The sequence below is a fragment of the Myxococcus sp. MISCRS1 genome, assembly GCF_026626605.1.
GTDB classification, from domain to species: Bacteria; Myxococcota; Myxococcia; order Myxococcales; family Myxococcaceae; genus Myxococcus; species Myxococcus fulvus.
This window is the reverse complement of record NZ_JAPNKB010000001.1, coordinates 6,625,120-6,644,676: the sequence shown is the minus strand read 5'-3', so window position 1 is coordinate 6,644,676 and position 19,557 is coordinate 6,625,120. Positions and strand designations below refer to the sequence as shown.

The 19,557-nt window shown below is 70.9% G+C and carries 15 protein-coding genes; 7 read left to right on the top strand and 8 right to left on the bottom strand.

Annotated features, from left to right (window positions below):
- Window positions 1–7: 7 nt before the first annotated feature.
- Together OWM54_RS26500 and OWM54_RS26495 are read right to left on the bottom strand one after the other, a co-directional pair.
- A complete protein-coding gene (locus OWM54_RS26500) occupies window positions 8–247 on the bottom strand; it encodes a ClpX C4-type zinc finger protein (RefSeq protein WP_223782701.1) in 240 nt (79 codons plus the stop codon).
- An 18-nt stretch (window positions 248–265) separates the two neighbouring features.
- Window positions 266–3,850 carry a TIGR02266 family protein gene (locus OWM54_RS26495; protein WP_267699295.1) on the bottom strand — a complete coding sequence of 1,195 codons (3,585 nt, stop codon included), beginning with the start codon at window positions 3,848–3,850 and terminating at the stop codon, window positions 266–268.
- Window positions 3,851–3,993: 143 nt separating this feature from the next.
- Between OWM54_RS26495 and OWM54_RS26490 the strand changes: the two genes are divergently transcribed.
- Window positions 3,994–5,172 (top strand): hypothetical protein, encoded by a 1,179-nt coding sequence (locus tag OWM54_RS26490; protein ID WP_267699294.1) that lies wholly within the window; start codon window positions 3,994–3,996, stop codon window positions 5,170–5,172.
- A 213-nt stretch (window positions 5,173–5,385) separates the two neighbouring features.
- The gene (locus OWM54_RS26485; RefSeq protein ID WP_267699293.1) at window positions 5,386–6,801 is read left to right on the top strand and encodes a fibro-slime domain-containing protein; all 1,416 of its coding nucleotides are present in this window, start codon (window positions 5,386–5,388) and stop codon (window positions 6,799–6,801) included.
- Window positions 6,802–6,859: 58 nt separating this feature from the next.
- Here the strand turns inward: OWM54_RS26485 and OWM54_RS26480 are convergent, their stop codons facing one another.
- Window positions 6,860–8,311 (bottom strand): metallophosphoesterase, encoded by a 1,452-nt coding sequence (locus tag OWM54_RS26480; RefSeq protein ID WP_267699292.1) that lies wholly within the window; start codon window positions 8,309–8,311, stop codon window positions 6,860–6,862.
- 232 nt (window positions 8,312–8,543) lie between these two features.
- Here OWM54_RS26480 and OWM54_RS26475 point away from each other — a divergent pair, with 232 nt between their 5' ends.
- A complete protein-coding gene (locus tag OWM54_RS26475; protein WP_267699290.1) occupies window positions 8,544–10,253 on the top strand; it encodes a DUF3466 family protein in 1,710 nt (569 codons plus the stop codon).
- 57 nt (window positions 10,254–10,310) lie between these two features.
- Here the strand turns inward: OWM54_RS26475 and OWM54_RS26470 are convergent, their stop codons facing one another.
- The 3 genes from OWM54_RS26470 to OWM54_RS26460 form a co-directional block, all read right to left on the bottom strand.
- The gene (locus tag OWM54_RS26470; RefSeq protein WP_267699289.1) at window positions 10,311–10,709 is read right to left on the bottom strand and encodes an SRPBCC family protein; all 399 of its coding nucleotides are present in this window, start codon (window positions 10,707–10,709) and stop codon (window positions 10,311–10,313) included.
- A complete protein-coding gene (locus OWM54_RS26465) occupies window positions 10,706–11,023 on the bottom strand; it encodes an ArsR/SmtB family transcription factor (protein ID WP_223782707.1) in 318 nt (105 codons plus the stop codon). The genes OWM54_RS26470 and OWM54_RS26465 overlap by 4 nt, the downstream gene beginning before the upstream one ends.
- A gap of 84 nt (window positions 11,024–11,107) precedes the next feature.
- Window positions 11,108–12,478 carry a hypothetical protein gene (locus tag OWM54_RS26460; RefSeq protein WP_267699288.1) on the bottom strand — a complete coding sequence of 457 codons (1,371 nt, stop codon included), beginning with the start codon at window positions 12,476–12,478 and terminating at the stop codon, window positions 11,108–11,110.
- A gap of 269 nt (window positions 12,479–12,747) precedes the next feature.
- Here OWM54_RS26460 and OWM54_RS26455 point away from each other — a divergent pair, with 269 nt between their 5' ends.
- Genes OWM54_RS26455 through OWM54_RS26440 form a run of 4 tightly spaced genes read left to right on the top strand, consistent with a single transcriptional unit; the run spans window position 12,748 to window position 17,668 of the window.
- The gene (locus OWM54_RS26455) at window positions 12,748–13,776 is read left to right on the top strand and encodes an AAA family ATPase (protein ID WP_223750775.1); all 1,029 of its coding nucleotides are present in this window, start codon (window positions 12,748–12,750) and stop codon (window positions 13,774–13,776) included.
- 6 nt (window positions 13,777–13,782) lie between these two features.
- Window positions 13,783–14,661, top strand: coding sequence for a DUF58 domain-containing protein (locus OWM54_RS26450; protein ID WP_046716420.1), 879 nt, complete (start codon window positions 13,783–13,785; stop codon window positions 14,659–14,661).
- On the top strand, window positions 14,658–16,760 hold the full coding sequence (locus OWM54_RS26445) for a BatA domain-containing protein (RefSeq protein WP_223750774.1): 2,103 nt from the start codon (window positions 14,658–14,660) through the stop codon (window positions 16,758–16,760). The genes OWM54_RS26450 and OWM54_RS26445 overlap by 4 nt, the downstream gene beginning before the upstream one ends.
- Before the next feature lie 11 nt (window positions 16,761–16,771).
- Complete coding sequence (locus tag OWM54_RS26440) at window positions 16,772–17,668, top strand: hypothetical protein (RefSeq protein ID WP_267699287.1); 897 nt, start codon at window positions 16,772–16,774, stop codon at window positions 17,666–17,668.
- 6 nt (window positions 17,669–17,674) lie between these two features.
- Here the strand turns inward: OWM54_RS26440 and dbpA are convergent, their stop codons facing one another.
- Complete coding sequence (dbpA, locus tag OWM54_RS26435; RefSeq protein WP_223750772.1) at window positions 17,675–19,057, bottom strand: ATP-dependent RNA helicase DbpA; 1,383 nt, start codon at window positions 19,055–19,057, stop codon at window positions 17,675–17,677.
- 91 nt (window positions 19,058–19,148) lie between these two features.
- A complete protein-coding gene (locus tag OWM54_RS26430) occupies window positions 19,149–19,547 on the bottom strand; it encodes a DUF488 domain-containing protein (protein ID WP_223782711.1) in 399 nt (132 codons plus the stop codon).
- Between the last annotated feature and the right edge of the window lie 10 nt (window positions 19,548–19,557).

Sequence of the window (19,557 nt, the reverse complement as noted above, 5' to 3'; positions counted from 1 at the left end):
TTCGAGCTCAGGCGTCGTCCGAGCCGCCCCGCAGCCCCACCACCACCGCGTCACCCGACACGGGCGGCGCGGTCACGGAGAAGGCCTCGCGGTCCAGCGTCGCGAACAGCCGCACCACACAGGCATCACAGATGGCGGCGCTCCCCATGCCCGCCTGCAGCCGCCCCACCTGATGCGCCAGGGCGCCGCAGAACGAGCAGCGCCGCCGGGCCGGCGTGGGCTGATTCGAGACGTACGGTCCTTTCATCTCCCCATTCCTCACAGGCTACTTCCGGCCCAGCGCCTTCTTCACGAAGCCCCAGAATCCGCCCGCGCGCTCCTTCAGGTCCGCGCCACGACGCTCCTCGGCGGCCTTCACCGACTCCTTGCTCACCTGCAGCTGCTTCTGCAGCTCCTCCGGCGAGTAGCGCGTGGCCAGCGTGGCCTTCACTTCCTTGCGCGTGGAGTACTCGCGCGCCTCGACGTGCAGCACGCACTCCGAATCGAGCTTGATGGTGACGGCCACGCGCACCGAGCCCTTCGGCCCTCGGGGCAGGCCCTCGATGCGCACGGTGCCCAGGTACTCGTTGGCGGAGATGTGATTGTCCTCGCCCTGGAAGATGGACAGCTCGAGGACCTCCTCGTTGTCCTTCGACGTGCTCAGCGCGAACGAGCGCTGCGCGGGCAGCGGGCTGTTGCGCTCGATGACGCGCTTGAAGGCGCCACCGGGCATCGCGATGCCCACCGTCATGGGCAGCACGTCGATGAGCACCACGCTGCTCACCTTGTCCACCGAGCCCGAGTACAGCGCCGCGCCCAGCGCCACGGCCTCGTCCGCGTTGACGCTCGCCTGCGGCCCCTTGCCGAACAGGCCCTTGAGCTTGTCGCGCACCAGCGGCATGCGGCTCATGCCGCCCACGAGGATGATGTCGTCCACCTCGGCCGCCTTCAGCTTCGCGTCCAGGAGCACGTCGCGCACCACGTCCACGGTGCGGCTGAGCAGCGGGTCGCAGATCTTCTCCAGTTCCTGCCGCGTCATCACCACGCGCAAATCCCGAGGCCGCCCCGAGTCGTCCATCATCAACATCGGGATGTGGACCTCGAAGCTGGCGCGCTCGGAGAGGGCCATCTTCGCGCGCTCGGCGGCGTCGCTCACGCGGGACAGCGCGATGCCGTCGCCGTTGAACGCCAGGCCCTCCTTCTCCTGGAAGCGCTTGAGCAGGAAGTCGACGATGAGGTTGTCGAAGTCGATACCGCCCAGGAAGATGTCGCCGCCGGTGCCGAGCACCTCGAAGACGTTCTTCTCAATCTTGAGGATGGTGGCGTCGAAGGTACCGCCGCCCAGGTCGTAGACGAGGACGCGCTTGTTGAGCTCGCGGTTGAGGCCGTAGGCGAGCGCCGCGGAGGTGGGCTCGTTGAGGATGCGCTCCACCTTGAGGCCCGCGAGGATGCCGGACTTGCGCACGGCCTCACGCTGCGGCTCGGAGTAGTACGCGGGCACCGTCACCACCGCGCGCTCCACCTTCTGGTTGAGGTGGGCCTCCGCCATCTCCTTGCACTCGCGGAGGATGATGGCCTGCACCTCCTCGAGCGAGAGCACGCTGTCCATCAGCCGCACGGCGGCGCGGCCCGCCGCGTCCGGGACGATGTCGTAGTGGAAGCGCTCGCGGACCTGGTTCACCACGGCGCTGTCGTAGGGCCGGCCCACCAGTCGCTTCGCGCCGTAGATGGTGTGCTGGGGGCGCAGCACCAGCTGGTTCTTCGCGCGGTGGCTGACGAGCAGCTTGTTCTGCGCGTTGAGCGAGATGACCGACGGAATCGTGTTGTAGCCCTCGCGCGAGCGCAGCACGACCGGGCGGCCGTTGGACAGGAGCGCCACGCACGAGTTGGTGGTGCCCAGGTCGATGCCGATGACGGGGCCCGTGCCGGCGATCTGCGGAGGCGGCGGGAGGAAGACCGTCCTGGGCAGACCCCGCTCGTCGAGCGCGGGCGCGACGGGCGCGGCCTTGGGGGCGGCCGGCGTCAGCACCGTGGGAGTCCCCACCGGCTCGGGAGCCCTGGGGGCCTCGCGGCGCACGTTGGGCAGTGACGGAGCCGCGGGCGCGGGAGGCGGCGGCTGGAACGCGGCCGGGGGCGGGGGCGGAGGCGGCCGGGCCTGGGCCACGGGCGCGCGGGGAGCGGCCACGCCCGGAGGCGCGCTGCCGCCCATGCCCGACAGGTCCAGGTCGAACTCGACGCCGCCCGCCGGGCGAGCCGAGGAGGGAGGCGGCGGCGGTGAGGTGCGCGTCGGAGGCGGCGCGGCGGGAGGCAGCTCCTCCACCGCGTCACTGAAGTCCAGGTCGAACTCCAGGCTGCCACCACTGCGAGGCTTCGCGGCCGCGGGAGGAGGCGGCGGCGCGACGGGGCGCGGGGGCGGCGCGGCCGGGGCCTCCTCCTCCGCGTCGCTCAGGTCCAGGTCGAACTCGAACGCACCTCCGGCGGGCTTCGCGGCGGCGGGAGGCGGAGCGCTGGGACGAGGAGGCGGAGGCGGAGAGACCGGGGCCTCTTCCACCGCATCGCTCAGGTCCAGGTCGAACTCGAACGCGCCCCCCGCGGGCTTCGCTGCGGCGGCGGGACGCGCCGGAGGCGGCGCGCTGGCACGAGGAGGCGGCGGCGCGACGGGGGCCTCCTCCATCGCGTCGCTCAGGTCCATGTCGAACTCGAACGCACCTCCTGCGGGCTTCGCGGCGGCGGGCGGAGGCGGCGCACTGGGGCGCGGAGGCGGCGGCGCGGGCGTCTCCTCCATCGCATCACTGAAATCGAGGTCGAACTCGAACGCGCCACCCGCGGGCTTCGCGGCGGCGGGCGGAGGCGGCGCACTGGGGCGCGGAGGCGGCGGCGCGGGCGTCTCCTCCACCACGTCACTGAAATCGAGGTCGAACTCGAACGCGCCACCCGCGGGCTTCGCGGTGGCGGTGGGACGCGCGGGCGTCTCTTCCACCGCGTCACTGAAGTCCAGGTCGAACTCGGGTGCGCCCCCCTTGGGCTTCGCGGCGGAAGGCGCGGGGGCCCCGGTGGCCTCGGACATGTCGAGGTCGAACTCCATCGGGCCGCTGGAGCTCGCCGGCGAGGACGACTCGTCCTCCACGGAGAGGCCGACCTCGATGGGCGCCTCATCGAGCATCTCGCCCTGCGCGAGCGGCGCCTCGTCGAGCGACAGCTCGAACCCGGGCAGCGGCTCGTCCATCAGCGGCGCGGCGGGCGGGGGCGGCGTGCTCGCGATGAGCTCCTCGAGCGGGATGTCCACGTCATCAGCGGGCGCGGCGGGCGGCGGGGAGAAGTCGAAGGGCTCGTCGAGCCCCGGAGACGCCGGCGCGTCCAGGTCATCGAACAGCGAGTCCAGCGCGGGCCCACGAGGCGCCGCGGCGGGCTTCGCCACGGGCGCGGGTGCGGGCCGGGCCTGCACGGGCGCGACAGCCGGCGCGATGGAGGGGGCCAGCGGCGCGACGGACGGGGCGATGGCGGGCAGCGGCGAGACGGCGGCCGCGGGGGCCTCCGGCTTGCGCTGCAGGAGCATCATGTCCACCAGCGCGCGGCTGGCCGGGTCCAGCTCGTGGAACTGGAGCCCCATGCCGGGAGGCCCCGCGGGGTCTCCCACTTCACGGACCCAGCGCACGTCGGCGGTGCCGCGCAGCACGCGCACGCCTCCGGCGATCTGCACCTCGAACTTGACGGGTGTCCCCACGGGCTGCGGGGTGCGCGAGCGGATGAACATCCCGCCCGGGCTCAGGTTGGTGGCGAACTCCTCCGCGAAGCTCCCCACGCTTTCATGCTTGAGCTTCACCAACAGACCGACTGCCTTCCGGTCCGTGGTGCGCCTGCCTTGATCCATAACGCACCACCATCGCGGTACACCGCCCCCTTCTCAAGAGGGTTTTGGGGCCTCGGTTGGTTGGCAGGCCGAGGAACCAGGACAGGTGGGCCTGCGGCCTACCTGCACCTTCCTGTAATGTCGTGCGCCGCGAGGAGGCGTCCATGAGCACCATCCCTCTCACCGTCGCGGTGGCGCCGCGCACCGGCTGGCTGGTCGACCGGCGCCACGACTTGATTTCCACGGTGGGCGGCGCCTGCGCGAGCCTCATCCTTGTCGGACTTCATGCCGGGGCGGGGGTGAGCAGCCTGGCGTTGTGGTGGGCGTGGGTGTTGGTGCTGGATGGGCCGCACCTGTTCGCGACGGTGTCGCGCACGTACCTGGACGCGCGCGAGTGGAAGACGCGCAGGCGGCTGCTGCTGGGGAGCCTGGGCTGGTTCGCGCTGGGGCCGGTGTGCTTCGGGGTGTCGTTGCTCGTCGGCAGCAAGCTGCCGTTCGTGTTGTTCCTCACCTTCGCCGCGCTGTGGGCGTACTGGCACGTGGTGCGGCAGCACTACGGGCTGATGCGGTTGTACCAGCGCAAGTCGGGGGAGACGTCGCGGGTGGACCAGCGGCTGGACAGCGTGACGCTCTACGTGGGGCTCATCGCGCCGTTCGTGGCGTTCGCGGTGACGCATCCGGGGGCGCGCAAGCAATTGGGGCTGACGGGCACGCCGAGCTGGGAGCCGGTGGTCGCCGCGGCGTGCTTCACGCTGGTGGCGGCGGTGGTGCTCTTGAGCGCGGGGCGTCAGGTGTGGCGCTGGCGGAAGGGGCAGCCGGTGAACGGGCCCAAGTTGTTGATGATGGGGGCCGCGGTGGGGCTGTCGGCGGTGGTGTTCTGGCCGTCGGTGTCCGCGCGGATGGACTTCATCATGTTCGCGGTGGCGGTGACGGCGTTCCACAACGTGCAGTACCACGGCATCGTCTGGTTCTATCACCGCAATCGCTATCACTCGGCGGGGGTGGACCCGGCGTCCTTCGGCTGGGCGCCGAAGGTGAGCCAGCGGTTCATCTTCTATGCGGTGTGCGGTATCGCCTTCACCCTGGTGTACCGGGGCCTGGGGTGTGGCTTCGGCGCGCATCCGGGCTGCGGCGTGTTCGACGCGAAGCTCGCGCTGGGCACCGGGCTGACGCTGCGGGACTTCATGGCCGGCTTCATCTGGGGCTTCGCCCTGCACCACTACTACCTGGACCAGCGCATCTGGCGGGTGAGCAAGGATGCGGGGCTGAACCAGGACCTGAAGCTGGACGGCGCCCTTTCCGCTGCCGCACGAAGTCCCCGGCCTCCGGTGCCGCCGGGTTGAAACCCTGTCGTGGCACCCTGGCTTCCGACCTCCCCACGGGCAGTCCCGACGCCCGGATCTACCCGACGCCCGGCGACCACACTCCCGCACCGGGAGACACATGTAATCCAGAAACCAAAGCAAGCCAGCTGATGGTGCGTTCCACGGAATGTCAGACGGCGGGAGCAGGATGCGCCCCGGCTCACGCCTCACCCACCTGGAATCCCATCGACAATGCAGACACTTCCTCAGTCCCCCCGACTGGCGAGCGTGTTGCTCGCCTCCCTCGTCGTCACGCTGTTCGCCTGCGGCCGCGAAGATGACGCCGGCCTCGCTCCGGTGAAGGACCCGTGGCAGTCCCCCGGGATGGAGCTGGAGCCCGGCTGTGGAGAGGCCGACGCCGGCCCCGCCACCGACGCCGGCCCCTCCGAGCCCGACGCCGGACCTCCTGAACCCGACGCCGGCTCCGCCCTCTGTGGCGACGCCATCAAGCACCCCTCCGAGGAGTGCGACGACGGCAACTACAACCTGGGCGATGGCTGCACGCCCCTGTGCAAGCGCGAGCCCCGCTGCCTCAACGGCAGCTGCGAGGCCCGCTGCGGCGACGGCCGGCTCGAGCCCAACTCCTCCGAGGCCTGTGACGACGGCAACACCGTGGCCCACGACGGGTGCTCGCCGACGTGCCAGCTCGAGCCGGGCTTCCTCTGCCAGGTCCTCGAGGCGCCGCCCCCTTCCGCGCTGGAGCTTCCCATCGTCTACCGTGACTTCCGCGGCTACGACCTGCCCGCCACGGGCGGCCTGCCGCGCGGCCACATCGACTTCCAGAACAAGAACGGCAGTGAGCGGGGCATCGTGGCCTCCACCCTGGGCCCCGACAACAAGCCCGTCTACGCGAAGGTCGGGGTGAGCTCGCTGACGACGCATGGCCAGTACGCGTTCGACCAGTGGTTCCGTGACGTGCCCAACGTCAACCTGCCGCTCGTCGGCAACCTGCAGCTCACGCGGACGCCTGACAACGAGTACCTCTACGACAACGCGTTCTTCTTCCCGCTCGACAACGCGGGGTGGGTCGCGGCGGGCCAGGAGCCCCTGCGCAACGACTACGGCGCCCCCGCGCGGCCGCGCAACTTCAGCTTCACCAGCGAGACGCGCCACTGGTTCCAGTACAACGGCACCGAGGTCATCCGCTTCCGGGGAGATGACGACGTCTGGGTGTTCGTCAACGGCCGGCTCGCGCTGGACCTGGGCGGCATCCATGGCCCCGAGACGGGCAGCGTCAGCCTGGCCGCGCTCGCCACCCCGCTGGGATTGAACGTGGGCGGCGTCTACCAGCTCGCCGTGTTCCAGGCGGAGCGTCACACCACCGGCTCCTCCTACCGGCTGGGCCTCCAGAACTTCCACTACCCCCGCCAGTACACCGCGTGCATCCCCCACCCCCAGCTCCTGTGCGGCAACGGCACGGTGGACCCGGGTGAGCAGTGCGACGACGGCGTCAACGACGGCGGCTATGGCCAGTGCGCCGCGGGCTGCATCTTCGGGCCTCGCTGCGGGGACGGCGTCGTGCAGCTCTCCTCGGGAGAGCAGTGCGACGACGGCAACCTGAACAGCCAGGACGGCTGCAGCGCGTACTGCCAGCTCGAGCTGTTCTGAGTCCCGACGCCGCCGCTTCCGAGGCACTCATTCCTCGGAAGCGGTGGCGTGAAGTGCCTCAGCGCACCCAGGACACGTTGGTGACGGTGAACTTCGAGCCGTCCGTCTTCTCGACGTTCGTGTAGGGCAGGTACACGCGCGACGAGAAGGTGTTCGCGGCGGTGTCGATTTCGATGAGCCGCGTCGGGTTCGAGGACCCGTCGTGGTAGGTGGTCAGCATCTGATGGATGGTGTTGCCCTGCGTGCCCGTCACCGCGCGGTAGGCGTGCGTGCCCACGTGCCCGGAGAAGATGAACCGCACGTTGGGGTACAGCTTGAGCGCGTTGTCGAACACGTACTGGGGGCTGTTGTTGCCGTAGCCGCCGTTGCCCTGCTCGATGCCACCGCCGCTGTTCTGGTGGGAGTGCGTCAGCACGATGACGTTGTGGTTCGGGTGCTGCGCGAGCACGTTCCGGGCCCACGTCACCGCGTCCGTGCGCGCCCACAGCTCCAGGCTGAGCACCAGCCAGTTCAGCCCGCCCGCCGAGAAGGTGTGGAAGGAGTTGTCGCTCTTGCCCGCCTCGAACACGCCGCCCAGCCGGGTGAAGCGCGTCGGCGGGAAGTACGTGTTGAACGTGGTGGTGTTGCGCAGGTTGGCGTTCACGTTGCCGGGGCAGGCGCTGCCGCCCGGACAGGTGGCCGCGGTGTCGTGGTTGCCGATGGCGATGGCGTAGGGAATCCCCGCCGCGTCCAGCTTCTGGAAGGCGTTGCCCGCGCGGACGTACTGGATGTGGTCCGGCGTGTCCCAGTTGGCCATGTCGCCCGTGTGGCCCACGAAGCGGATGTCCAGCGCGGCCTTGTTGTCCGCGAGCCACTGCATGCGGTGGTCGATGAGCGTGGAGCTGGAGACGACCTCGTTCTGGGTGTCCGGGACGATGACCAGCGTGAACTTCGTGTCCACCGGCTGCGGCGTCGCGGGGGCCACGTGGAAGCGGATGCCCTGGTCCACCCAGCCCGCCGCGCTGAGCGCCGCGCGCTCCTGGGCGGTGATGGCGAAGCGGTGCTTCCTCAGCGTGTCGTTCGCGTAGCGGTAGACGGGCACCAGGCACGGCGAGGCCGTCGCCGACGCGAAGAAGCCCACGCCCTCGTCGGTGGTGAAGCCGCCCTGCGTCACCAGCTGCTGCTTCTCCGCCGCGTCGATGGTCCAGAAGTGCTCGGTCCGGCTCGGGCTGTAGATGCGATACACGGGCGACAGCCCCGTCCCCGTGATTCCCGAGGCCCGGAACGCCACGCCCCGGTCCTCCGTGTAGCCGTACGTCGTTCCCGCGTTCGTCGCCTCATTGGCGTTCAGCGTGTAGAGGCTGTCGCCATTGCTCGGCCGGATGCGGTGATACACGGGCGAACCCAGCGCGGCGCAGTCGAGCGCCGCCTTGCTGGACGCTGTCTCGGCGGGCTCCACGGGCGCGCCACCACCACACGCCCACAGCCCCGCCACCAGCACCAAGGCCCCCGCGACTCTCCATGAACCCATGATGTCTCCTCTCGAAGGAACACGACTCGCTGCTCCTCGAAAGCCTCTTCGACCCGATTGACCCAGGCAATGACTTGATTCCTGGTCAATCAAAACATCGATGTCAAACAGGCCAAAACCGGACACGAGGCATAGATGCAACACGGTTGCATCAACAATCCTCGCATGACATAACGCCCGCACCTCGAAGGCGCGTGAGCGCTCCGCCCTTCGCACCTCCCCGGGAACAGTCATGCATCCAAGACCCCTCCATCTGGCATTCCTGGCCGTCACGGCCGTCCTCATGGTGAGCTGCGGCTCCTCGGACGAGCCCGGGCCCGACGAGACCACTGAGTGCGGCGGCCACGGCCACCTGCACGGCGACCACTGTCACTGCGACGAGGGCTATGTCGCGGACGGCCTCACGTGTGTCGTCGCCGAGGAGCCCGTCATCGAGTGCGGAGGCCACGGCCATCTGCACGGCGACCACTGCCACTGCGACGAAGGCTACACCGAGCAGAACGGCACCTGCGTCGTCGCCCCCGAGCCGGGCCTCGACTGCGGCGAGCACGGCCATGCACACGGGGACCACTGCCACTGTGACGAAGGCTACGTCGAGCAGGAGGGCGCGTGTGTCGCGGCCCCCGTGACGGGGCCGGACTGTGGCGAGCACGGCCACGCGCACGGCGACCACTGCCACTGCGACGAAGGCTACGAGGAGAAGGAAGGCACCTGCGTGCCCCAGACGGAGCCGGGCCTCGACTGCGGCGAGCACGGGCACAGCCACGGCGACCACTGCCACTGTGACGCGGGCTACACCGAGCAGAACGGCACCTGTGTCCCGGAGACGGAGCCGGAGCCCGGCTGCGGCGAGCACGGCCACAGCCACGGTGACCACTGCCACTGCGACGCGGGCTACGTGGAGGTGAACGGCACCTGTGTCCCCGAGCAGCCGACCCCCGTGCTGCCCACGTACACCATCGTCCCCATCATGTACCCCTCGGGCAGCGGCAGCTTCGCGCTGGAGCTGAACGACGCGGGGCAGGTGGTGGGCAACGTGCGCTCGACGGTCATCACCGGCACGCCGCCGCCGCTCATCGCCTACCGCTGGAGCGAGGAGGGCATCACCGAGCTGGGCATCCTCCCGGGCAGCAACAACTTCAGCCGCGCGTACGGCCTCAACGCGAGCGGCGTGGTGGTGGGCGAGAGCGACAACAACACGCCCCGCGCCTTCCGCTGGGAGAACGGCGTGATGACCGACCTGGGCACGCTCGGCGGCGCGTCCGCGGTGGCGACCGGCATCAACGACAGCGGCGTCATCGTCGGCGGCGCGTCCAACGGCACCACCAGCCGCGCGTTCCGCTGGGTGGACGGGACGATGACGGAGCTGGGCTCGCTGGATGGCCAGGGCAACACGCCGGCCCGCGCGTGGGACATCAACAACGCGGGTGACGTGGTGGGGTCCTCGAAGAACGCGCAGGGCGTCACGCGCGCCACGCTCTGGACGGCCCAGGGCCAGCTGGTCAACGTCGGCGCGCTGGACGTGAGCCTCGCGAGCCAGGCCTACGCGGTGAACGAGTCTCGGCAGGTGGTGGGCTCCGCCGTCATCGGCGCCACGTCGGGCGGCTCGCCCATCTACAACGCCTTCACCTGGAGCGACGGCACCGTCCGGAGCCTGGGCACGCTGGCGAGCCAGCCCACCGCCATCCACAGCGAGGCGAAGGCCATCAACGCGTCGGGCTGGATTGTCGGCTACGTGGGCCAGTACCACGGCAACGCGTCGCTGGGCACCGCCGCCGCCGTGCTCTGGGTCGACGAGCGCATCCACGACCTCAACACGCTGATTCCCGCGGACAGAGGCTGGACGCTCCTGTCCGCCGAGGGCATCAACACCCGCGGCGACATCGTCGGCTTCGGCCGCTTCAACGGCACCAGCACCGCCTTCAAGCTCGTGCGCCAGTAGCCCCGACACAACACCGCGCCCCGTCCGACGACACACGCCGGGCGGGGCGCATGCGCGTCAGAGCGCCTCGGCCACCGGGGCGATGCGCGCGAGCACACCCGGCCAGCCGGGCTTCATCCCCTCGAAGGCGCGCCGTCCCATCGGCGAGTCCAGGTCGAAGCCCTCGTGCGTCAGCTCCAGCCGCGTCCCCGTGCCCTCCGACACCAGCGTCCAGGTAATGGTGGTGTTCAGCGCGAACTGGATGCGGAACAGCCGCTCGGGCTCCACGTCGAGCACCTCGCAGCGCTGCTTGCCCCACTGTCCCATGTCCATCTCGAAGCGGTGGCCCACCTCGGCGCGGATGTCTCCCGGGGCCCACCAGCGCGCCACGAGCGCGGGCTCGGTGAGCGCGCGCCACACCTTCGCCGGTGGCTGCGAATAGACATGGCTGACCCGAATCACTCCGGCTTCCTTCATGAAGCGTCCTCCTCGTCGAGAAGCTGTTCCAGGTCGCCGAGCCGCTGCTTCCAGTAGCGCTCGAACGTCTCCAGCCAGCCGCCGACCTCGGACAGCGGACGCGGGTCCAGGTGGTAGAAGCGCTCGCGCCCCCGAGGCTCCTCACGCACGAGGCTCGCCTTGCGCAAGACCTGAAGGTGCTCCGAGACCGCCGGCCGCCCCACGTCGAAGTGACTCGCCAGGTCCCCCACCTTGCGAGGCCCCTTGCGCAGCTGCACCAGAATCTCGCGCCTCACCGGATTGGCGAGCGCGGAGAAGACATCGACCTTCTGCATGCGCGAAGCAATACGTCGGAAACTTCCGACGCGTCAACTTCTTCCGACGCATCGCCTCGAATGCCCGAAGTGCGCCGGCTCAGGTCACCAGGGCGCGATGCGCCACAGGAGCGCCTCCTGGTTCCACGTCTCCCCTTCGCCCTCGCGCAGCCAGCCCGAGGCGACCAGCCCCTGTCCCGGCATCGCCGCGAGCCCCGTCACCGCGAGCGTGCACTGGCCGCTCGGACACTCGCGCGCCCGCAGCACGCGCCGCGCCTGGTCCGAGCCGTCCATGGGATAGCGCGTGAGCACGTCGCCACAGGCCACGGAGACGGCGCCCGTCTCGTCCACCGCCGCGGCCACGCCCTCCTGGGCCTCCTCGCCGCACTCGGGCTGCTTCAGCCAGCGAACCTCGCCCTCCGCGCCCACGGCGAGCACGAACGGCCCCTGCGTCCCCAGCGACGTGCCGCCCCACACGAGCAGCCCCGCGAAGTCGCCCGCCACCGAGACGCCGCCCTGCGGCCCCACCGCCACCGCCGTCACCCGGCCCTTGGCCCCCGGCAGCTCGCGCCCCCACACCAGCTTCCCCGCCTCATCGAACTCCAGCACCACGAAGCCGCGACGGCCCTTCGCGCCGAAGGACTCGCCGTCCACCTCCAGCGTGTCCTCGAACTGCCCGGCGAGCACCACGCGCCCCGACGGCGCCAGCGCCACCGCGTGCAGCGCCGTCTCCTCGCCCGTCCCGGTGAAGCGCCGCGTCCAGCGCACCGAGCCATCCGCCGCGTAGTGCGTCAGCACCGGGTCCTTCAGCGCCCCCACCCACTCCTCGCCCGCCACCACCACGCCGCCGTCCGCGTCCGCCACCACCGACTGGGCCTTCTGCCCCACGCGCTGCTGCCACGTCGGCTCGCCGTCCTCGGAGAAGCGCACCAGGAAGCCGTCCTGCGCCGGGCCCAGCCCGAAGTTCGCCGGGTACAGGAACGCGTTGCCCGTGAGGAACACCGCGCCGTCCGGCCCCGGTGACGCCGCCACGCGCAAATCCGACAGGCGCTCGCGGGGGAACTCCCGCGTCCAGCGCGGCGTCCCATCCGACGCGTACCGCCCCAGCACCACCCCCAGCCGCTCCCCGGCCACCGGCTCGCGGTCCGCGTCCTGCCGGGGCGACTGCGACACCACCAGCACCACGTCCCCGTCACGCCCCACGGCGACGCCGGTCCCGGAGTCGTCCTGGGGCCCGCCCACCCGGGCCTCCCAGGGCACCTGCGCACCCTCGCCCTCGGAGGGCGGCCGGGTGCCCGACTTCGGCGGCGTGCCCGAGCCCGGGTTGGCCCCATCGTCCATGCCCGGCGCGGCCTCCTCGGGGGGCTCCGGGCTGCCCGGCTCCGAGCCACACGCCAGCCCCACGCCCCACAGGAGGGCCAGCGGCGCGAGCCACCTCCAGCCCTGGAACCAACGCCCCGCTCGCTCTGACCGCATGCGTGCTCCCCGAGCCGCCGCCGTCCTTCGCGAGCCGGCTCTCCGGAGACGGTAAGCAGCGTGTCCGGGACGTGGCATTCCCCCTGCCCCTCGGGGGGAGACACCCGCCCGGGGGGCTTGCAGGCGACTGGGGGCCTCGGGGCCCCGTCCCCCGAGTGTGTGACAGCGGAATAGGCCCCCACTCCAACGGTTGCCACCGCACGACTCGGCCGCTCGGAAGGAGGAAACCGTTGGTCCGGGCGCCGCCCGCGAATTAAGAGACTCCTTCCATGGAAAGCGCCGCCCCCGCCCCACGTCCCGTGCCCGATGCCTCGAGCGACGACCTCCGCGCAGTCGAGGAGCTTGCCCAGGCCCGTAACGCCATCGTCGCTCAAATCGAGAAGCGCGTCGTCGGGCAGCGCGAGGTGGTGGAGCACCTGCTCATCTCGCTCTTCAGCCGGGGCCACTGCCTGTTCGTCGGCGTGCCGGGCCTGGCCAAGACGCTGCTCATCTCCACGCTGGCGGACGTGCTGAACCTGTCCTTCAACCGCATCCAGTTCACCCCGGACCTGATGCCCTCGGACATCACCGGCACGGACATCCTGGAGGAGGACCGCACCACCGGCCGGCGCAACTTCCGCTTCGTGCAGGGCCCCCTGTTCGCCAACATCATCCTGGCCGACGAGGTGAACCGCACGCCGCCCAAGACGCAGGCCGCGCTGCTGCAGGCCATGCAGGAGTACCGCATCACCGCCGGTGGCCGCACGTATCCGCTGGCCCCGCCCTTCCTCGTCTTCGCCACGCAGAACCCCATCGAGCAGGAGGGCACCTACCCCCTGCCCGAGGCGCAGCTGGATCGGTTCATGTTCCTGGTGGACGTGGGCTACCCCACCGCCGAGGAGGAGATTCAAATCGTCAAGAGCACCACCGGCGGCGAGCAGCCGACGCTCGAGAAGATTCTGTCGCCCGAGCGCATCGTCGCGCTCCAGGACCTGGTGCGGCGCGTGCCGGTGCCGGACCACGTGGTGCGCTTCGCGGTGGAGCTGGTGCGCAACACCCGGCCCAAGGAGGCGGGGGTTCCGGACTTCGTGGCGAAGAACGTGTCGTGGGGCGCGGGTCCTCGCGCCAGCCAGTACCTGGTGCTCGCGGCCAAGGCGCGCGCGATTCTCCACGGGCGCTTCGTGGCGACGGTGGAGGACGTGCGCGCGCTGGCGCGTCCCGTGCTGCGCCACCGCGTGCTGCCCAACTTCACCGCGGAGAGCGAGGGAATCACGTCCGTGAAGCTCGTGGACCAGCTCCTCACGGTGGTGAAGGGCTAGCGCCGCGTGCTGCTCGATGCCCAGACGCTGGCCCGCCTCAAGGGCGTGAAGCTGCGTGCCCGCGCGGTGATGGAGGGGGTGCTGTCCGGCCTCCACAAGAGCCCCCATCAGGGGCAGAGCGTGGAGTTCGCCGAGCACAAGGAGTACGCGCCCGGCGACGAGCTGCGCCACCTGGATTGGAAGGCGTACGGCAAGTTCGACAAGTACTACGTCAAGCGCTTCGAGCACGAGACGAACCTGCGCGCGGTGATGGTGGTGGATGCGTCCGCCTCCATGGGCTACCAGAGCGGCGCCCTGTCCAAGCTGGAGGTGGCGACGACGCTCGCGGGCGCGCTGTCGTACCTGCTGGTGCGTCAGCAGGACGCGGCGGGCCTGGCGCTGCTCACCGGCGGCAAGTGGAAGGACGTGCCCCCGCGCGCGTCCGCGGGCCACCTGAACGTGCTGCTCGACACGCTGGATGCGACGGCGGCCGGCGGCACCACGGATCTGGGCAGCGCGGCGGACCACCTGGCGGAGGTGCTGCCCCGGCGCTCCACCGTCATCGTCCTGTCGGATTTGCTCGACGAGAAGCAGGACGCGCTCAAGCGGGTGCTGGCGCTCAGGCAGCGCAAGAACGACGTGTCGCTGTTCCACGTCGTGGACCCGGCGGAGCTGACGTTCCCCTTCGATGACCCCACGCTCTTCATGGACATGGAGGGCGAGGGCCGCATCGAGGTGAACCCGCGTGAAATCAAGGAGAGCTACCTGGAGGAGTTCCACGCCTTCCTGGCGAACGTGAAGGCGTCGTGCGCGGAGGCGGACGTGGACTACGAGCTGGTGCGCACGGACGAGAAGCTGGACGACGTGCTGCTGCGGTACCTGGCGCGGCGCGGGAGGCGCGGGTGACGTTCGGCAATCCGTGGATGCTGCTGGGCGCGCTGGGCGCCCTCATCCCCCTGCTGGTGCACCTGTTCGACCGACGCAGGCCGCGTCCCCATCCGTTCGGTCCGCTGGCCTTCGTGTTGAGAAGCCAGAAGCGCACCGCCAGCCGCCTCAAGTTGAAGCGCCTGCTCCTGTACGTGCTGCGCACGCTCATCCTGCTGGCCATCCCCATCGCGCTCGCCAGGCCGGAGCTGACGCGCGACGCGCAGGCCGCGCAGGTGGTGAAGGGCCCGGCCGCGACGGCCATCATCCTGGACGCGTCCCTGTCCATGCGCTGGTCGGACGGCACGTCGCTCTTCGAGCGGGGCCGGGACGAGGCGCGCGACGCGCTGAGGGACCTGCTGCCCGAGGAGCCCGCCACGGTGGTGGTGTGCACGGGCTCGCCCGCGGCGCCGCCGCCTCCGGGGTTCGACCGGGCCCGGCTGCGCGCGCTCGTGGACGAGGCGAAGCCGACGTACGGCGGGGCGGACCTGTCGCGCTGCATGGACCTGGCGGCGCGCTCGCTGGAAGAGAACCCGATGCCGGCCAAGCGGCTGGTGGTGGTCTCCGACATGGCGGCCACGGCGTTCCGGCTGGAGGCCCCGCCGCCCACGGTGAAGGGGCCCACGGGCGCGCCGGTGAAGCCGGAGGTGGTGCTGCGCGACGTGGCCGAGGGCAAGGAGACGCTCGCCAACCACGCCATCGTCGACCTCAAGGTGGAGCCCGCGCTGCAGGCCGGCCCGCGCGCGTTCCAGTTCACCTTCACGGTGCGCAACTTCGGGACGGAGGCAGTCAAGGATTTGGAGGCCGCGGTGCGCACGGGCGAGACGACGCTGGCCAAGGGCTTCGTCGACGTGCCCGCCGGTGGCACCACGCAGAAGGCGCTCACGGTGCGCTTCCCGCAGGGCGGCACGGTGGTGGGCCAGGTGACGCTCGCGCCGGACGCGCTGGCGGAGGATGACCGACGGGCGTTCGTGCTGCCGGTGCCCCGCGCGCTCAAGGCGCTGGTGGTGAACGGCGCGCCGCACGCGACGCGCTACCGGGACGAGGCCTTCTTCGTGGACGCGGCGCTGACGGCGCCGGGCTCTCCGGTGGAGGTGGCCGTGCGCGACGCGGAGGTGGGGCTGCGCGAGGACTTCTCCACGTACGATTTGGTGCTGCTGCTCAACGTGGCGGCGCCGAACGCGGAGGAGGCGGCGCGGCTGTCCACCTTCGTGGAGAACGGCGGCGGCCTGTTCGTCAGCATGGGCGACCGGGTGAACACGGAGGACTACAACCAGAAGCTGGGCGCGGTGCTGCCCCGGCCGCTGCGCGTGCTGCGCACCAGCGCGGAGCGCGACACGGACCCGGAGGCGGAGACGAAGGCGGCGCGGCTGGCGCAGGTGAACCAGGAGCACGTGCTCTTCTCGCCCTTCACCGGGCGCGCCGAGGAGGGCCTCGTGGGCGCGCGCTTCTACCGCTACATGCTGCTGGAGGCGGACAACCCCACGTCTCCTGGTGCGAGCCAGGTGCTGGCCACGTACGAGGACGGAGCTCCCGCGGTCGCGGTGATGCGCAAGGGCAAGGGCCGCGTGGCGCTGTTCACCAGCACGGTGGACCGCGACTGGAGCGACTTCGCCATCCGCACCAGCTTCCTGCCGCTGATGCAGCGCTTCGCGGCGTACCTCACCGGCTCGCTGGAGGAGCGCGAGGAGGTGCGCGTGCGCGTGGGTGAGCTGGCGAGCTTGCGTCCGGAGGGCTCGCAGAAGGTGACGGCGGTGAAGGCGCCGGACGGCTCGGAGCTGCCGCTGAAGGAGCAGACGGAGGGCTCCGTCGTGGCGGGGCCGGTGCTGGAGCCGGGGGCGTACTCGGTGCTGGGCGCGGAGGGGAAGATGGTGCCCGCGCTGTCCTTCGCGGCGACGCTGGACCCGGCCGAGAGCGACTTGACGCGCGTGCCGCAGGAGACGCTCACCGCGTACTTCGGCGAGGAGACGGTGAAGGCGTCCAGCGGCGACGAGGACCGACCTTCGGTGCCGCTGTGGACGTGGCTCATCCTGGCCGCGTGCGTGGCGTTCTTCTTCGAGGGCACGCTGCTGCGCAAATAGACTTCGGGGCCATGATGCCCGGCCCCGAAGTCGTCATCGCCTGTCCTCACTGTGGAGCGCCGCACCTGCTCCGCTCACTCGCCACCGGCAACACGCTGGGCATCGCGGGCTGGACGGATGGCTGGTGCGAGGAGCCGCCGATGGCGCTGCGCCCCCCGGTCTTCTCCCGCTGTGCTTCGTGTCACGCGCTGTTCCGGGCCGCCGGGTCACGTCGACTGGGAGAGCTCACGGAGCGCACCGTGCCTCACGAGGAGCCCGTCACCCGCGTCACGCTCGCCCACGCGGGCGGGCGCCGCGCCGAGGTGATGCACCTCTTGAGTCGTGAGCTGGGCAAGTCTCCGACCGAGGCCCGGCGGATGCTCGACAAGCTCCCAGCGCCGCTGGGGGCGTGGGCTGAGGACGTGGCGGGACGACTGGCCAGGCGCCTGGTGGAGCTGGGCGCGCGCGTCTCGCTGGAGTCCACGACAGCGCAGTCGACGCGCTCGTTGCTCCCGCGCGAGTGGAAGGAGGCGCCCAGGTTGGAGCACCCGTCCGAGGCGGAGCTCCAGTTCGTCCTGCGGGAGAACCTGCTGCGGCCACCCGAGTGGGAGTGGGAGGCGCGCCAGCACCTGTGGTGGATGAGCAACGCGCCCCATCACCAGGGCGCATCCTGGCGCAGCCCGTGGAGGCGCACGCGGGCGGTGCTCAGCAACCTGCATGTACTGGCCCACCTCGTGACCTCGGACTCGGACGAGAATCGACTGCTGCGGGTGGAGGCCTTTCGCGAGCTGGAGAAGCGGGACGAGGCCCTCGCGCTCCTGGACTCGGCGCCCTTCCCCGCGCACCTGGCGTACATCACGGACTTCCTGCGGGGACAGCTGCGCGAGTTCGACTTCGAGGTGCGCAGGCTCCCGCCGCCTCCGGCTTGAGCGCCGTTACTTCACGCGCTCAATCTTGTGCTTGCGGCCCTTGATGCGGCCCTCGCTCAAGCGCTGGAAGGCGATGCGGGACACGCGCCGGGCGACGGCGACGTAGGCGATGTGGTCCTGGATCTCGATCTTGCCCACGTCCGTCGCGGCGAACCCGCCCGCCTCGCCCGTCAGCGCGCCGAGGATGTCGCCCGGCCGCATCTTGTCCTTGCGACCGGCAGAGATGTAGAGCGTCTCCCACTCGGAGCCGAGCGCGCCGGGCTTCATGAAGGTCTCCTCCAGCGCGGCCTGGTCGCCCGTCTCCAGCTTCACGCCGAGGGCCTGTTCGATCTCCTCCACCTTGCGCTCGTCGCGCGGCGTCACCAGCGCGATGGCGAGGCCCGTGCGGCCCGCGCGTCCGGTGCGGCCGATGCGGTGCACGTACGGCTCGGGCTGGAAGGGCATGTCGAAGTTGACGACGGCGTCGAGCGCCTCCACGTCGATGCCTCGCCCCGCCACGTCCGTGGCCACCAGCACGCGCGTGCTGAGGTTGCGGAACTTCGCCATGACGCGGTCTCTCTCGAACTGCTCCAGGTCGCCCTGCAGCCCGTCCACGCTGACGCCCGCATCGGAGAGCGACTTCGTCAGCTCCACCACCGTCGCCTTGTGGTTGCAGAAGACGATGGCGGACGCCGGCATGTGGCGGTGGAGGACCTTGAGCAGCATCGCCGGCTTGTCCTCCGGCGCGGAGTTGTAGCGAAGCTGGCGGATGGGCGGCGCGGCCTCGGTGTCCTCCACCGTCACGCGCACCGGGTCCTTCTGGAACGCGCGGCTCAGGGCCGCGATGTCCGGCGGGAAGGTCGCGGAGAAGAGCACCGTCTGCCGGCGCGACGGCATGGCGCCGAGGATGCGCTCCATGTCCTCGCGGAAGCCCATGTCGAGCATCCGGTCCGCCTCGTCCAGCACCACCGTGGCCACCCCACGGGTGTCCAGCGCGTCGCGGTCCAGCACGTCGATGATTCGGCCAGGGGTGCCCACCGCGATGTGAGCGCCCTTCTCCAGCGCCTCCAGCTGCGGGCGGATGGGCTGGCCACCCGCGAGCACCAGCACCTGGAGCCCCGGGAGCCTGCGGCCCAGCTTGCGGATTTCGCCCGCCACCTGCGCGCACAGCTCGCGCGTGGGGCACAGCACCAGCGACTGGACCCGACGGTCCTGGAGCCGCACCTGACGCAAGAGGGGCAGCGCGAAGGCGGCGGTCTTGCCGCTGCCCGTGCGGGCCTGGCCGACCAGGTCCTTGCCCTGGAGCAGCACGGGGATGCTCTGCGCCTGGATGGGCGTGGCGGACTGGAAGCCGAGCTCCCCCAGGACCTGGAGCAGCGGAGGAGACAGCGCGAGCGTGGCGAAATCCATCAGGGCCTCGATTGAACGGAGGCGCGGAAGGTGCCTCGGAGCATCAGCGCGCCCTTGTAGCAGTCGCCCGGGGTGGAACAAGCCCCCCGCGTCAGTGCACCGTGGGACGACGGCGTGGGCGCCGCCTGGCCGGACGCCGCCGTTGCTTCTCCAGGTAGTCCTTCAGGACGACGGCGCTGTTGTGGTCCTCGTCGCGCGCGCTGTACAGCAGCGTCACGTCGCCCTGGCGGGCCGCCTCGAGGAGGGGCGCGAGCGCCTCGTCGTGAGAGGAGAGCTCCCGGGCATAGCGGCGCTGGAACTCCTTCCAGCGCGCCGGCTCATGGCCATACCACTTGCGCAGCTCCGTGCTCGGCGCCACGTCCTTGAGCCAGCCGTCGAGCTCGAGCCGGGTCTTCTTGATGCCCCGGGGCCACAGCCGCTCCACGAGGAAGCGAGCGCCGTCCGAGTCCCCGGGCTCCAGATGGTGATACACGCGCGCGAGCTGAATCATGGCCTGCCTG